The organism is Enterobacter sp. 198 (genome assembly GCF_009025585.1).
Lineage (GTDB): Bacteria > Pseudomonadota > Gammaproteobacteria > Enterobacterales > Enterobacteriaceae > Enterobacter > Enterobacter ludwigii.
In genome coordinates, this window is record NZ_WCIM01000034.1 from 1 (window position 1) to 12726 (window position 12726).

The 12726-nt window shown below is 49.2% G+C and carries 16 protein-coding genes; 12 read left to right on the top strand and 4 right to left on the bottom strand.

Annotated features, from left to right (window positions below; genetic code table 11):
• The first annotated feature begins 225 nt into the window (after positions 1–225).
• Positions 226–1464 (top strand): IS110 family transposase, encoded by a 1239-nt coding sequence (locus tag F8561_RS22515; protein ID WP_012291449.1) that lies wholly within the window; start codon positions 226–228, stop codon positions 1462–1464.
• Between the two features lie 121 nt (positions 1465–1585).
• Here the strand turns inward: F8561_RS22515 and F8561_RS22520 are convergent, their stop codons facing one another.
• The 4 genes from F8561_RS22520 to F8561_RS22535 all read right to left on the bottom strand — a co-directional run bounded on the left by F8561_RS22520 (position 1586) and on the right by F8561_RS22535 (position 5795).
• Positions 1586–2632, bottom strand: a complete 1047-nt coding sequence (locus tag F8561_RS22520) for a bifunctional transcriptional activator/DNA repair enzyme AdaA (RefSeq protein WP_151887976.1) — start codon at positions 2630–2632, stop codon at positions 1586–1588.
• Positions 2616–3392 (bottom strand): isocitrate lyase/PEP mutase family protein, encoded by a 777-nt coding sequence (locus F8561_RS22525; protein WP_151888053.1) that lies wholly within the window; start codon positions 3390–3392, stop codon positions 2616–2618. The genes F8561_RS22520 and F8561_RS22525 overlap by 17 nt, the downstream gene beginning before the upstream one ends.
• A gap of 367 nt (positions 3393–3759) precedes the next feature.
• Positions 3760–4593: a GIY-YIG nuclease family protein gene (locus F8561_RS22530; RefSeq protein WP_151887977.1), complete on the bottom strand. Its 834-nt coding sequence runs from the start codon at positions 4591–4593 to the stop codon at positions 3760–3762.
• A 275-nt stretch (positions 4594–4868) separates the two neighbouring features.
• The gene (locus F8561_RS22535; protein WP_032410759.1) at positions 4869–5795 is read right to left on the bottom strand and encodes a hypothetical protein; all 927 of its coding nucleotides are present in this window, start codon (positions 5793–5795) and stop codon (positions 4869–4871) included.
• Between the two features lie 680 nt (positions 5796–6475).
• Between F8561_RS22535 and F8561_RS22540 the strand changes: the two genes are divergently transcribed.
• The 11 genes from F8561_RS22540 to F8561_RS22590 all read left to right on the top strand — a co-directional run bounded on the left by F8561_RS22540 (position 6476) and on the right by F8561_RS22590 (position 12713).
• The gene (locus F8561_RS22540) at positions 6476–7351 is read left to right on the top strand and encodes a GTPase family protein (RefSeq protein WP_151887978.1); all 876 of its coding nucleotides are present in this window, start codon (positions 6476–6478) and stop codon (positions 7349–7351) included.
• Between the two features lie 200 nt (positions 7352–7551).
• Positions 7552–8256, top strand: coding sequence for a helix-turn-helix transcriptional regulator (locus F8561_RS22545; RefSeq protein WP_151887979.1), 705 nt, complete (start codon positions 7552–7554; stop codon positions 8254–8256).
• Complete coding sequence (locus F8561_RS22550) at positions 8256–8825, top strand: hypothetical protein (protein WP_103270123.1); 570 nt, start codon at positions 8256–8258, stop codon at positions 8823–8825. Before F8561_RS22545 ends, F8561_RS22550 begins: the two co-directional genes overlap by 1 nt.
• A gap of 36 nt (positions 8826–8861) precedes the next feature.
• Positions 8862–9314: a YfjS/YafY family lipoprotein gene (locus tag F8561_RS22555; RefSeq protein WP_151887980.1), complete on the top strand. Its 453-nt coding sequence runs from the start codon at positions 8862–8864 to the stop codon at positions 9312–9314.
• Positions 9311–9760 (top strand): IrmA family protein, encoded by a 450-nt coding sequence (locus tag F8561_RS22560; protein WP_151887981.1) that lies wholly within the window; start codon positions 9311–9313, stop codon positions 9758–9760. The genes F8561_RS22555 and F8561_RS22560 overlap by 4 nt, the downstream gene beginning before the upstream one ends.
• Before the next feature lie 71 nt (positions 9761–9831).
• Entirely contained in the window at positions 9832–10053 is a 222-nt protein-coding gene (locus F8561_RS22565) for a DUF905 domain-containing protein (protein WP_151887982.1), read from the top strand.
• A gap of 98 nt (positions 10054–10151) precedes the next feature.
• Positions 10152–10973, top strand: coding sequence for a DUF932 domain-containing protein (locus F8561_RS22570; RefSeq protein ID WP_151887983.1), 822 nt, complete (start codon positions 10152–10154; stop codon positions 10971–10973).
• Positions 10974–11003: 30 nt separating this feature from the next.
• Positions 11004–11444, top strand: coding sequence for an antirestriction protein (locus F8561_RS22575; RefSeq protein WP_151887984.1), 441 nt, complete (start codon positions 11004–11006; stop codon positions 11442–11444).
• Positions 11445–11456: 12 nt separating this feature from the next.
• Positions 11457–11999, top strand: a complete 543-nt coding sequence (gene radC, locus F8561_RS22580; protein ID WP_151887985.1) for a RadC family protein — start codon at positions 11457–11459, stop codon at positions 11997–11999.
• Between the two features lie 10 nt (positions 12000–12009).
• Complete coding sequence (locus F8561_RS22585) at positions 12010–12351, top strand: type IV toxin-antitoxin system YeeU family antitoxin (RefSeq protein ID WP_181500142.1); 342 nt, start codon at positions 12010–12012, stop codon at positions 12349–12351.
• A gap of 20 nt (positions 12352–12371) precedes the next feature.
• Positions 12372–12713, top strand: a complete 342-nt coding sequence (locus tag F8561_RS22590; RefSeq protein ID WP_109220856.1) for a TA system toxin CbtA family protein — start codon at positions 12372–12374, stop codon at positions 12711–12713.
• Positions 12714–12726: the final 13 nt, after the last annotated feature.

The following is a 12726-nucleotide window of genomic DNA, read 5'->3' on the forward strand; positions in this document are numbered from 1 at the left end:
TATAGTCATTCGCACCCTGAGAATTACACTTTGAAGTGATTCAGGGTATGCGCTTACTGGTTACGAATATTGAGCGAGAATCATGCGATGATCGCCGCTTTTCTTTCGAGCCAGTAGGTGCTCCACGTTCGCTAACGAATACTCAGGGCATGCAGATAACTGCTGGCTATATTTCTTTCGAAGAGCGTGGAATGCATACCAATCCCCGATAAAAAGGAGTTGGTGATGACTGAGACTAATCAATTTGCTGCGCACGTTGGTCTGGACTGGGCAGATAAAAAGCACGATGTCTGTGTTCAGTTTAAAAACGGTGAACGCACATTCCATGTGATTGAACATACGCCGGAAGCGCTTGATGTCTGGCTTACCGAGTTACACCAGAAGGTAAAAGGCAGGATCGCTATCGCCGTTGAGCTGAAGAAAGGTCCCGTGGTGTATGCTCTTCAGAAATATCCATTTATCACCGTTTTCCCCGTCCACGCTTTGTCTCTGGCTCGTTACCGGCAAGCCTTCTCGCCCAGCGGTGCTAAAGATGACCCGCAGGATGCCGAGCTGGCATTAGAGTTAATGCTGCGTTATCCCCAAAAGATAAAAGCCATTGAACCCGACAATGCCGATATCCGGTTACTCCAGCAACTGGTTGAGCAGCGTCGTCAGTTGGTTGAAGATAAGCGCCGTTTTGTGAACCGGCTAATCAACACACTCAAACAGTATTATCCTCAGCCCCTGGAGTGGTTCTCACATCGGGGTAGCTTGCTATTGTGTGAACTGATTATGCGATGGCCCAGTCTGCAACAACTAAAACGAGCCAGGCGAGACACGATCCGCAACTTTCTCAATGCCAAAGGTGGCCGCGCAATGGCCCTTACCGAGCAGCGTGTTGTGAGTATTGATAACGCCATTCCGTTGACGACAGACCCGAGTGTTATAGAGGCTAATGCTTTGATGGCAACAGCACTGGCGACACAAATTAAAGTCGTGAGTGAAATCATCAAAACCTATGACGAACGAATCGAAACGCTGTTTGACACATTGCCAGATTCGGGGCTGTTCAAATCACTTCCGGGCATGGGGCCGTGTTTGGGACCACGAATGCTTGCTGCACTTGGTGATAACCGTGACCGGTTTAACAGCGCTGAAGAAATTCAAAACTACGCAGGTATTGCACCGGTGACAGAACGAAGTGGCCAGAAATCCTGGGTTCACTGGCGATGGCAGTGTGCCAAGTTCGTCCGGCAAACCTTTGTTGAATGGGCTGCCAAGACGGTTAACTCATCATACTGGGCCAGACTTTATTATCGGGGACTGCGAGAAAAAGGAAAATCTCACCAGTCTGCAATCCGGGCTCTGGCCTTCAAATGGATAAGGATCATTTACCGCTGCTGGAAGACCAAGACCCAGTACGATGAAGCGAAGTATTTGCTGGCACTGGAAGCGCGAAAGTCGCCCTTACTGAAGCCATAAAAAAGCTTGTCGAATGTCTCAGGGCGTGAAGCGGACCTATAGTTGCAAAACCTGCGAAAGGCACAAGAACCAAGCCCTCAGACGGAGCATACGTTTCTGGCTAAATGGGACCATCAGATCATCAAATGTTGCTTCTCTCATGATCAATGAGCCATTCTTTACGAGAAATGCCGCCACCATAACCGGTCATCTTTCCATCTTTTCCAATTATTCTATGACAAGGGATCACAATCGCAATCCGGTTTGCACCATTAGCAGCAGCGACTGCACGTACGGCATTTGGCTTATGAATCCGTAGTGAAATCGCCTGATAGTGTGAGGTCTCCCCATAGGGAACAGCACGCAACTCATGCCAGACGGATTGTTGAAAATCACTGCCCGGGGCATCTAAAGAGAGTTCAAACTGTCGGCGAGTTCCGGCAAAATACTCGCTCATTTCTTTGACTGTCTGCCGCGTATGGCTGTTTTCTCCGGTGACAATTCTGGCGTTAAATAAACGCTGGAGATCGCGAAATTCCGTTTCTAACATCCGGCGATCGGTAAATTCCAGCAGGCAGACTCCCCGCTCTGTAGCACAGACAAACATAGGCCCAAGCGTAGTGGTAAACCTGTGAATGACAATCACCTGGGTTGCCTGAGTCGGAGCTGCTCCAGTAAGCCGCTTGTAGGTGTAACCAAACCCGCTCAGGGATTCATAGCCATTGTCCAGCGCGACGTCCGTTGCCGCTCGTCCGCTTTTCAGCTCCTGCAGGGCAATGTTTACCCGCTGCATTCGCTGGAAAGCCTGAAATGTGATGCCGTGATGTTGCAGGAACCAGCGCCTTACCCGCTCCGGACTGACTCCATGCTGACGAAGCTCCGCGTCAGCTACACGGGATTTAATATCGCGCCTGACAAGCGCAAGCGCATGTTCAACAAATGATGGCGCGCTGTGCGCATTTTCAGCAGGTCTGCAGACCTTACATGGACGGAAGCCGGCCGCCAGAGCAGATTTGGCATCTTTATAAAATTCAACGTTTTCGCGTTTGGGCTTTCGTGCCCGGCATACTGAAATGCAGAATACGCCAGTGGTTTTGACGCCGACAAAAAACACGCCGGTATATTCTGAAGCACGTTCAAGTAATGCCTGATACCAGACATCACACAAATTCTTATCGATAATTTTCATCAACAAAAAGTCCTTCAAACGTCTGATGCGATCGGATCGCATGCATTACATCAGTCAGCTTTGACTGAATGGCCGAATGAACAAAATTGCCCATTGAAATGCGGCTTACCCCGGCTAGTTTCAGCCTGCCGAACGACGGGAGATCAGGCATACACATGACATTCAGAGGCAGACCCGTTGCCTCTGCAATGAGGCTGATGTCTTTCTCTGACGTCAGGCAGGGAACAAAAAGGCCGTCAGCACCTGCAGCTTTATAGCTCTGACCCCGTAATAACGTTTCCTGCAACGCGCTTTCATGACCGAGCAGGTACGTGTCGGTCCGGATGTTCAGAAACAGTTTATAATTTTCGCTTCTCAGCAAATTGCATACTGCTCTCAGATTACGGGAAAAATCAGATGCATCGTCAAGCTGACGAACCCCATTAACGACTCTGCTGTCTTCAAGGTTTACGCCTGATACGCCTATCTGTTCGAGGCGCTTGAGATTGGCTGTTATCTCTTCGGCTGAATCACCATACCCTGCTTCCATGTCAACGCTCAATGGCAGGTTGCTGACAGCCCGGATACGAGTGACCAAATAAAATAATTCATTAAACGGCATTCCCTGCCCGTCTTCATATCCCAGGGTGGACGCTATTGCTGCACTGGACGTTCCCAGTACCTGATAACCTGCTTTTTGCGCTGCGACAGCACTCGCGGCGTCCCAAACGTTAGCGATAAGAAGAGGTTGGTGCTGGTTGTGGAGTTCTGCAAAATTCATATTCATTTCCTCGCAATAGATTGAAAATGAATCTAAGCATTCAGTAAGAACCTCACAACCGAAATTCAGACGACCATTTTTAAGTAAGCGTAGTCTGAGTTCGGGGCGGGTCAGATCGAAACCTTTCAACGTCCGCTTCTGGCACGGAGCGGACATTCATTGATGCCATGGCATGCCAGTGTAAGTATCCCTGCAAAAAGAACCATCAACTTTTAGAGAGTCTCTGGCACTCCAACTTCCGCTCCAGGCACATAGCAGCCCACGGCAACGACCAAGGGCTGCAATAAAGAGAAGTGCGCAATTGCTCCCACAGTTGATGCCGAGCCCTAATCAATGGGGAGCAGTTCAGCGTGCTTTATAGCCTTGATTAGTTTCGGTTATGTCCACACTCCCGCGAGAGCAGTATTTGTTTCCAGTGAGTTTCGCGACGGTCAATTTCACCTTTTTCGGCATTAAGATCCATGACTTCAAGAATTGAGAAAGTGATATTCTGCAGTCGATTTTCATCGCCTGTGCCGAAAGCTTCCTTAAGCCCTACATTGCCGCCATGCCCGGAACCAAAATAATAATCCCATCGGCCCCATATCCCATCGATTCCATCGGCTTTTACAACGTAAAGTTTTCCGCCATCCCGATCTGTTAATAAATAGATGCCTTTAACCACGGACAGTGCGGTGCGCCAGGATTGCAGATTAAGTCTGAGGATCGCGCCGATGCTATTCCGATCCAGCACAACGTTGCGGTAGCCTGGAAACTCGCCGAAGGTCAGACGTACTGGAGTGATTGAGCTGATAACCAGTCCGCTCTGAATACTTTCACCGAGGCGAATGAAGTTGCGGGCTGTATTTTTAAAGCTGATATACATCCTTCCTGCGTATTCTTCAGTCTCAGGAATTTTCTGAAGGTGGTACTGATAATACAATTCCTCACGATCAGGGTATGCTTTCTTTCCCGCATTGCCTGTCTGCTGAAATGCTCCCGCAAATAGCCAAGTTTCAGTCCCCGGGATCCTGATCAGTGAAACGACATATCTTCGGCTAAACTCCAGCCGCTTCTGCCAGCATTGCCAGTCATCGAAAGTCCCTCCACGGAATTTAACCAACGGATCCTCTTTATAATCATTCATTTGTGCAAGGTGGACTTTGGTAGCTTCAGGCGTCAGACTAGGAAACTCCATCTTCAGATAATCAAAAAGCTTCAATTCCTCTCCTTAATAATCAACTGAGTCTGTTAACTCTTTGCGGTGACTTTACGTTACACGCCAATATTCTAATAAGCTGTTACCCATAAATTAACACGATTAGATATCAGCATCGTTCTCTTCCGGCAGATAACTTACTCACGACTAAATAAGACCCCCTCTTAACCTCAACCTGTTTTTGTAACTGGGGTTGTATTGATTGTCCGCTACGAGCAAGGAGCGGAAGTTCATGACCTTCCACCTCGCAAAATACAAGTCTTCATGCGAAGGTGCACTTAAATATCCAATCTTTGACCAAAGCAAAGATAATCTCCATTATCAAATAACATTACTTCTACATGGTCTTTCCTATCACCAATATGACAATATAGTCCTTTGTAATCTATCCCATCATAAGTGACATTCACTTGTCCAAACTTCACGATTGGATATGAAATAGCCCAAGTCCCATCGAGCCTTTTAATGTTTTCGATGTCATGAATGATCAGTGATTGAGATATTGGCTTGTTGATGTTTCTAATGTCATACAAATCCTGCATAAATGAATCAAGAGTTCTATATTCCATTTTATTTAGATGTTTAGCGATTGTGCAGATTAAAAAAATATCTAAGGGAATAGAACTTGTTAAACTACTTAAGTCATCATAAAGGGCTTTTACCAAATTTAAGTCCGGAAATGAGTCATATTTTTTCCACATTTCGAATAATATTTCTTTTAAAGCCATATCCTCAAAATGCACATAACTCTGCCTCAGAATAGGTGCTTGGTTAAGCATTTTTTTGATTTTCGGTATGTGCACATTTGGATTGAATTGGTGATTATTGAAATAATCTGACTCTCTGAATTTTTTTGGCACACTCAAAGCATAACTCTCTGCATTTAAGTTCCAATTCAATATGTCATCGTGAAAAAAAACATAGCAATAATTATTGAAGTCATCATCGATTTTCAGATAGATGAAGCATATGAAGTTTGACACTATATATTTGGAGGGAATAGTGACATTGCTGCTACTGGTAGTTACATTCCGGCCCTTAGATTGGATAATTACCTGCTTTGCAAGATGTTTGTTTATTGGATTCAATAAAACAAGGTCTGAACCATTTTCGTCATAATTTGGTTTAAGAAACTTGATATTAGCATGACTAAGTATTGTTTTTATATGATCTTCTGCCAAGTGTTCTAAAGGTTTATTGTCCATAATAACTCCAGTATTTTTTAAAACCACCCCACACCTAAGGACGTTGATTTTAATTTTTTCATGATTAATGTTTTTATTTCGAGTGAGTAACCTACACCAATTTACCCGTTTTGGTAAAGAACATTATCCTTATACTCAATTTTAATGCGAGGAATATGACCCTTCAAATTTCCAGCTAAGATTTGGTCACCTATTACTTGCATGGGCACAAGCACTTTTGCTTCTGGCACAGGCCGTGTTAACACTCTGACCTAGAACTGAAGTGCGCGCATCTACGCAAAATCTGGATTACTCGACTGGTTTGATGAACCAAATTTTATACATGAGCGCAGTTTTCAGCCTGGTTTCTTTCAGATTAAGCGACCAAAACAGTTTTCACTTAGCCTGGGCACGCAGCGGACAACATAGGTGACCATGAGATCTGAATCGCCACGGATAATCCAGACACTTTCGAGTCATTGATAATACTGATTTTCATATAAGCCGAGGATGGCTTTTAAACTAGATTATCAACTTCCGCTTCTGACACTAAGCGGAAATTGTTCAGTTCTGGGCTACACAAGGTCCTTTATGTATTAATCTAAAATTCCAAATAATTTCAGATAGATATCATTTCTGTGAATCCCCCGCCTTCCTGACTGGATCGCGGGTCTTTTTATTTTTCGCGCTGAGATCTCCTTATGCAAAAATCTGACGGCCTTCTGGCCATTGAGAAGCCTCTGGCTTCACTACCCCATACTCTTCGCAGTCTAATTCTTAAACGCCTTCGTAGTCTCACACAGTACGAGCCGGTTATTGGCATTATGGGCAAAAGTGGGGCAGGCAAATCGTCTCTCTGCAATGCCCTGTTCCAGGGAGAAGTCACGTCGGTCAGCGATGTGGAGGCCTGCACCCGCGATGTGCTGCGCTTCAGGCTCCGCAATGGCAATCACAGCCTGATGATTGTTGATTTACCAGGTGTGGGTGAAAGCGAGCAACGCGATGAAGAATACACTGCACTGTATCGCCGCATCCTACCCGAACTGGATTTAGTGTTATGGGTCATCAAGGCTGATGATCGGGCACTGTCAGTGGATGAACACTTCTATCGCAAGGTGATGCTGACGTATCAGTACCGGGTTTTGTTCGTGGTTAATCAGGCCGACAAGGCCGAACCCTGTCATGAATGGTGTACCACCGATAGCACGCCTTCACCTGCTCAGCAGTTAACGATTGAGACTAAGAGAATCGCGACGCAGCAGTTGTTCCTGCCGCACCATCCTGTCTGTGTGGTGTCAGCCCGCACAGGGTGGGGCGTGGAAACCCTTGTCGATATTATGATGCATAGCCTGCCTGACCGGGCCACCAGTCCACTGACAACACAACTTCATGGAAGGCTCTGCACCGAGCCGGTAAAAAAGCAGGCACGTGAGCGCTTTGGTCATGCAGTTGATGAAATGATTGGCAATGTGGAGTCATCATCTTTTCTGCCAGCGCCTGTAAGGGCTGTGATTCGAACCGTGCGGGAAGCCGTGGTGACCGTTGCCCGTGCCGTCTGGGACTGGATTTTCTTCTGAAAAACCGCGTATAGCGGACACTTCCTGTCCTTTCCGTGCTCAATTAACGAGCGATTAATGCACCTTCAACGCGCAAAGGCGCATTACAGCTGTAATCCTCGCACTGAAAAAATACGCCTTCCCATGTCCATACCCTGTCCGACCCCTTCGTTACACTAATCACTTAATTTTCAGCCTGTTAACAGGATGGAGAAAATCTAATGTCCCAGACTGAGCGTCGCCATGAGCGGCTGGCGGTTCGGCTATCCCTCATTATCAGCCGCCTTGTTGCTGGCGAAACACTGGATATGGGCCTTCTTGCCGCAGAGTTTGGTGTATCGATCCGTACCCTCCGCCGGGATTTTCGTGAGCGACTGATGTACCTGGACCTGGAATATCGCGACGGCACCTGTCGTCTGCTCTCAGGTAGCCATCAGCGCGAACTGGCGGTGCTGACTTTTGCTCGTCAGTCAGGTGTGGAGGCCTTGTTTCCTGACATGGATAGCCACATGGTCAGCTCACTGCTGAGTGGGCCCGGTGAGTCTCCGTGCCTCATATGGGCAGAATCGGAGTCATTGTCGCCGCCCAGGCCAGGCATATTTACACGCCTTGTCAGGGCTATATCAGAGCATCGTCGCGTGACGCTGCTGGCTGAAGGTTGTCGTTGCTCAGGGTTTGCACCATACCGCCTCGTACTCTGCGGCGGGCATTGGTATCTGACTGGAGAGGATCATCATCGCGTGGCAGTATTTCCGCTGAACGATATCCATGCGGTTACCTTGCACCCGGAACTGTTCGTGCCCGACCTTCAGATTCGTAACGTTCTCGCCGAACCGGAATTACTCAGAGCCCTTCCCCATTTTCACGTTTTTCACTCACTGCTCGCCAGAACCGGCGACGGTCTTTTACCTCATAAGGAATCATGATGAAGAAATTACTGACCACAACAGCACTGGCCGTCAGTCTCTGCGCTGGCGCTACCTTTCCGGCGTCTGCCGAAACTGTCGTGGGTACCGTCAAATTCTGGCAGTACATGCAGGCGGATGGCTGGAAATCGGCCGATGGCATGGATAACGACACGCTAAACAATACGCTCTATCAGGCCAGTGTGATTGGCAATTATCCCTGGACCAGGCAATTCCTGCTGCGTCAGCGTGGTGGTGGTGCTTATTTTCTCGCCGATAAAAAAACGCATACCGTGCGCAAGCTGAATCTGAAACCTGCCAGCGGTTACTACTCCGACCTGACATCGGTCTATCAGGGCGAAGACCAGGGGAAAGGGTGTTACTTCACTATCATCGACACCCAGTATCAGTTGGAGCTGGCTGATGAACCTCACAGCAACCAGGTACTTGCTGCATTCCCGGAAAACTGTGTCAACAAACAGCAGCAGGCTGCCCTGGCGGCGAAGCGTTCTGCCTCAGAGCAGAAACTGCAGCAGTGGGTAGCCCAACAGAGTCTGGCTGAGTTGTGCCGACGAACTGGCAACTGCTGACGCAACGAAACGGACGAATAATAAGGAATCTGCACCATGAAGAAATTGTATCCACCTGTGCTTGCTGTTCTGACAGTTATCGGTGCAATGAGTGCCTCTGGCTGCGACAGCAAGGAAGATGCTGGCGTGAAAGCGATAGCCCGGTTTAAGGACCTGACTCCACCACCATTCAGCAAGGTTGTCTCGCATAAATCCGATATTGCCCAAGAATGGGTAAAAAAGGATGCCTTCGGTACACCGCAATATACGGTGATGAAAACCCGCCAGTCACCGGAAGGCTGTGAGTCAGGCAATTATTACTACATTGCTGATATGCAGCAGAAAACGGTGCAGCCACTGATGGCAGCCCTGTGCCTTGCGGACAATATCACCCTGAGCTTCAGAATTGAAACCGACAGCTATACGGGTGAAAAATCAGTGGTGTATTCGCACGATGGCAAGGACATGGGGAAACTCTATCTGCCGGAGAATCAGGAGAAAAATCCATGAAGAAGCTGAAATGCGTTCTCTCAGTTTGCGCTCTGAGCCTTTGCCTGCTGTCACCGGCTCAGGCCGAAGAACAGCGTTACATCAGTATCCGTAATACCGACATGGTCTGGGTGCCGGGCAATATCTGCGTCTGGCAGTTTCGCCTGGACAACGGCGGAAGTGGTGAAGGGTTCGGGCCTTTGACACTCTCCCTGCGTCTGAAAGATAAAGGGGGAAACACGCTGGCGATGGGGAATATGGCGGTGGCTGCATTTGGCGACAGCGATGCCACCCGCTCTCAGGAAGCTTCGCTGGAGAACGAATGCGTGGAAAACGTCAACTCGGTCGAAATCATGAAGGCAACGGAAGAGCGTAATGGTTATCAGATTGACCTGCCACTGTCCGTTTTCGACCCGCAGTATTACCGACCGATACAAGTCACGGTTGTCGGTGGTAGGGCATCTTAGCCGATTCGTTATCCGTTTGATTCAGCCCCTGTCGCACATGCCGCAGGGGCTTTTTGTTTTAAGGGGCCTGTATGCCTGAACTACCAGAGGGACCGTTTTCGCGCCAGCAGGCAGAGGCGGTTGCGGCTCAATATTCCAACATTGCTATAGAGGACGACCAGGGTACGAATTTCCGTCTGGTTATCCGTCATGAGCGTTGCATGGTCTGGCGAGCCTGGGACTTTGAGCCGGATGCCGGTTACTGGCTGAACCGGTATATCACTCGTTATGGCATCCGCAAATTTCCTGCATAACCACCACCAGCACATCACCGATATAAACAAAGTCAGGCCACACCTCCTTCGGGAAGTGTGGCCTTTTGTCTTTTTACCCACTGCATAAGGAGTTACCTATGCGATTAGCCAGCCGCTTTGGCCGTATAAACCAGATACGCCGTGACCGGCCTCTGACCCACGAAGAGCTGATGAGTCATGTTCCCAGCGTGTTCGGGAGTGACAAACATGAATCTCGTTCAGACCGTTATACCTACATCCCGACCATCACCATCCTCGAAAGCCTGCAGCGTGAAGGCTTTGAGCCGTTCTTTGCCTGCCAGACGAAGGTCCGGGACCAGAGCAAGCGGGAGCACACCAAGCATATGCTGCGTCTGCGTCGAGCCGGGCAACTTACCGGGCATCAGGTACCGGAAATCATCCTGCTCAACAGCCATGACGGCTCCTCGAGCTACCAGATGCTGCCGGGACTATTTCGCGGCGTCTGTACCAACGGCCTGGTCTGCGGCCAGTCATTCGGCGAAGTGCGGGTACCGCATAAAGGGAATGTTGTTGAGAAGGTGATTGAAGGGGCTTACGAAGTGCTCGGTGTATTTGACCGGGTGGAGGAGAAGCGCGATGTAATGCAGTCACTGGCACTGCCAGAACCCGCCCGTAACGCCCTGGCGAATGCCGCGCTGAAGTATCGCTTTGGTGAAGACCACCAGCCGGTCACGGTATCGCAGTTGCTGACCCCACGTCGCCGGGAGGACTACAGCGATGACCTGTGGACCGTATACCAGCGCGTGCAGGAGAACCTGATGAAAGGGGGATTGTCAGGGCGAACCGCTCAGGGGAAAAGCAGCCGCACCCGTGCTGTTACCGGTATTGATGGCGATGTGAAGCTCAATCGCGCCCTGTGGGTTATGGCAGAAAACATGCTCGATTTTTTCGGGCGTTAAACAACCGTTCCGGCATAAGGAGATAGTTTAATGAATACACAAAATCATCAGTTCACGGAGCATACCGCAATTACTGCCTCAGTGGTCCCGGACGAGTTACGCATCGGCTTCTGGCCGCAGCACTTTGGCTCCATCCCACAATGGATAACCCTTGAGCCCCAAATCTTCGGCTGGATGGATCGCCTGTGCGCTGATTACAGCGGCGGCGTCTGGAGCTTTTACACACTCAGCAATAGCGGCGCATTTATGGCTCCAGAGCCTGACGGTGAGAAATGGACGTTGTTCAACCCGATGAATGGCAACGATGCGGAGATGAGCGGAGAGGCTGCCGGTATAGCAGTCTGCCTAATGGCTTACAGCCACCACGCCTGTCGCACCGAGTGTGACGCGATGACTGAGCACTATTATCGCTTACGCGACTTCGCGCTGAACCATCCAGAGTGCAGCGCCATTATGCATCTCATCGACTGAGGGATACCGAACATGAATACTGCATTATCCCCGCTGTCATCTCAGCCTGAACTCTTTCCACTGGCGATTATGGCCCAGCATGGTTGTTTGCTCCACGCGACCTCCGGATTAACCCCCTATGCCCAACGCACCATTCGTCGTGCCATCAACCTGCTGGATAAATATCTGCGCCAGCCCGGTATATCCTTTACCTCAAGTACTGCTGCCCGTGACTGGCTTCGGTTACAGCTGGCAGGACAAGAACGGGAAGTGTTTATGGTGCTCTATCTCGATAACCAGCATCGTTTACTGGAGAGTGAAACGCTATTTGCCGGTTCGATTAACCATGTGCAGGTCCATCCCCGTGAGGTAGTGAAATCAGCGCTTCGCTTCAATGCTGCGGCCGTTGTGTTGGCGCATAACCATCCATCCGGTGATTCGGAGCCCAGCCAATGTGACCGCAACATTACGGGCAGGCTTAAAGAAGCGCTGGCACTGGTTGATGTGAACACTCTCGATCATCTGGTTATCGGATCAGATGGAATTGTGTCGTTTGCAGAGCGAGGCTGGATATGAAGGTACTGCAATGAAATCTACTGACTCAGAGAACGATTCATTTCTCAAGTGGGGTCTGAATTGTAATGTGACACCTTGCTTTGGCGCTCGTCTGGTACAAGAGGGAAACCGACTTCACTATCTGGCTGACCGGGCCAGCATTACCGGTGAATTCAGCAACGCAGAATCTTTGAAGTTGGATGAAGTATTCCCACATTTTATCAGCCAGATGGAGTCGATGCTGACTACTGGTGAAATGAATCCTCGCCATGCCCACTGTTTCACCCTGTACCACAATGGTTTCACCTGCGAAGCCGATACCCTTGGCAGTTGCGGCTACGTATACATCGCCGTTTATCCCACTCATCGTTAACTACTTTCACAAGAGCAAATATGAAAACTCTACCTGCAACAAATCCGCAGGCGGCGACGCTATGTCTGTCACCCGTGGCAGTCTGGCAAATGCTGCTTGCACGCCTGCTGGAACAACATTATGGCCTGACACTCAACGACACACCATTCAGTGATGAAACGGTAATTCAGGAACATATCGATGCCGGTATATCTTTGGCCGATGCTGTTAATTTTCTGGTGGAAAAGTACGGGCTGGTTCGTATTGATCGCAGGGGATTCGACTGGCAAGAACAGTCCCCATATCTGCGGGCAGTCGATATTCTGCGGGCGCGACAGGCAACTGGTTTATTGAAAAGAAATCGTATTAGCGCGGCACGGTGAACATTGGGAATAG

Excerpts from the sequence above, each read along its gene's own strand:
- F8561_RS22515 (WP_012291449.1), top strand. The coding sequence starts at position 226 with ATGACTGAGACTAATCAATTTGCTGCGCACGTTGGTCTGGACTGGGCA.
- F8561_RS22520 (WP_151887976.1), bottom strand. The coding sequence starts at position 2,632 with ATGAAAATTATCGATAAGAATTTGTGTGATGTCTGGTATCAGGCATTA.
- F8561_RS22525 (WP_151888053.1), bottom strand. The coding sequence starts at position 3,392 with ATGAATTTTGCAGAACTCCACAACCAGCACCAACCTCTTCTTATCGCT.
- F8561_RS22535 (WP_032410759.1), bottom strand. The coding sequence starts at position 5,795 with ATGGACAATAAACCTTTAGAACACTTGGCAGAAGATCATATAAAAACA.
- F8561_RS22540 (WP_151887978.1), top strand. The coding sequence starts at position 6,476 with ATGCAAAAATCTGACGGCCTTCTGGCCATTGAGAAGCCTCTGGCTTCA.
- F8561_RS22545 (WP_151887979.1), top strand. The coding sequence starts at position 7,552 with ATGTCCCAGACTGAGCGTCGCCATGAGCGGCTGGCGGTTCGGCTATCC.
- F8561_RS22550 (WP_103270123.1), top strand. The coding sequence starts at position 8,256 with ATGAAGAAATTACTGACCACAACAGCACTGGCCGTCAGTCTCTGCGCT.
- F8561_RS22555 (WP_151887980.1), top strand. The coding sequence starts at position 8,862 with ATGAAGAAATTGTATCCACCTGTGCTTGCTGTTCTGACAGTTATCGGT.
- F8561_RS22560 (WP_151887981.1), top strand. The coding sequence starts at position 9,311 with ATGAAGAAGCTGAAATGCGTTCTCTCAGTTTGCGCTCTGAGCCTTTGC.
- F8561_RS22565 (WP_151887982.1), top strand. The coding sequence starts at position 9,832 with ATGCCTGAACTACCAGAGGGACCGTTTTCGCGCCAGCAGGCAGAGGCG.
- F8561_RS22570 (WP_151887983.1), top strand. The coding sequence starts at position 10,152 with ATGCGATTAGCCAGCCGCTTTGGCCGTATAAACCAGATACGCCGTGAC.
- F8561_RS22575 (WP_151887984.1), top strand. The coding sequence starts at position 11,004 with ATGAATACACAAAATCATCAGTTCACGGAGCATACCGCAATTACTGCC.
- radC (WP_151887985.1), top strand. The coding sequence starts at position 11,457 with ATGAATACTGCATTATCCCCGCTGTCATCTCAGCCTGAACTCTTTCCA.
- F8561_RS22585 (WP_181500142.1), top strand. The coding sequence starts at position 12,010 with ATGAAATCTACTGACTCAGAGAACGATTCATTTCTCAAGTGGGGTCTG.
- F8561_RS22590 (WP_109220856.1), top strand. The coding sequence starts at position 12,372 with ATGAAAACTCTACCTGCAACAAATCCGCAGGCGGCGACGCTATGTCTG.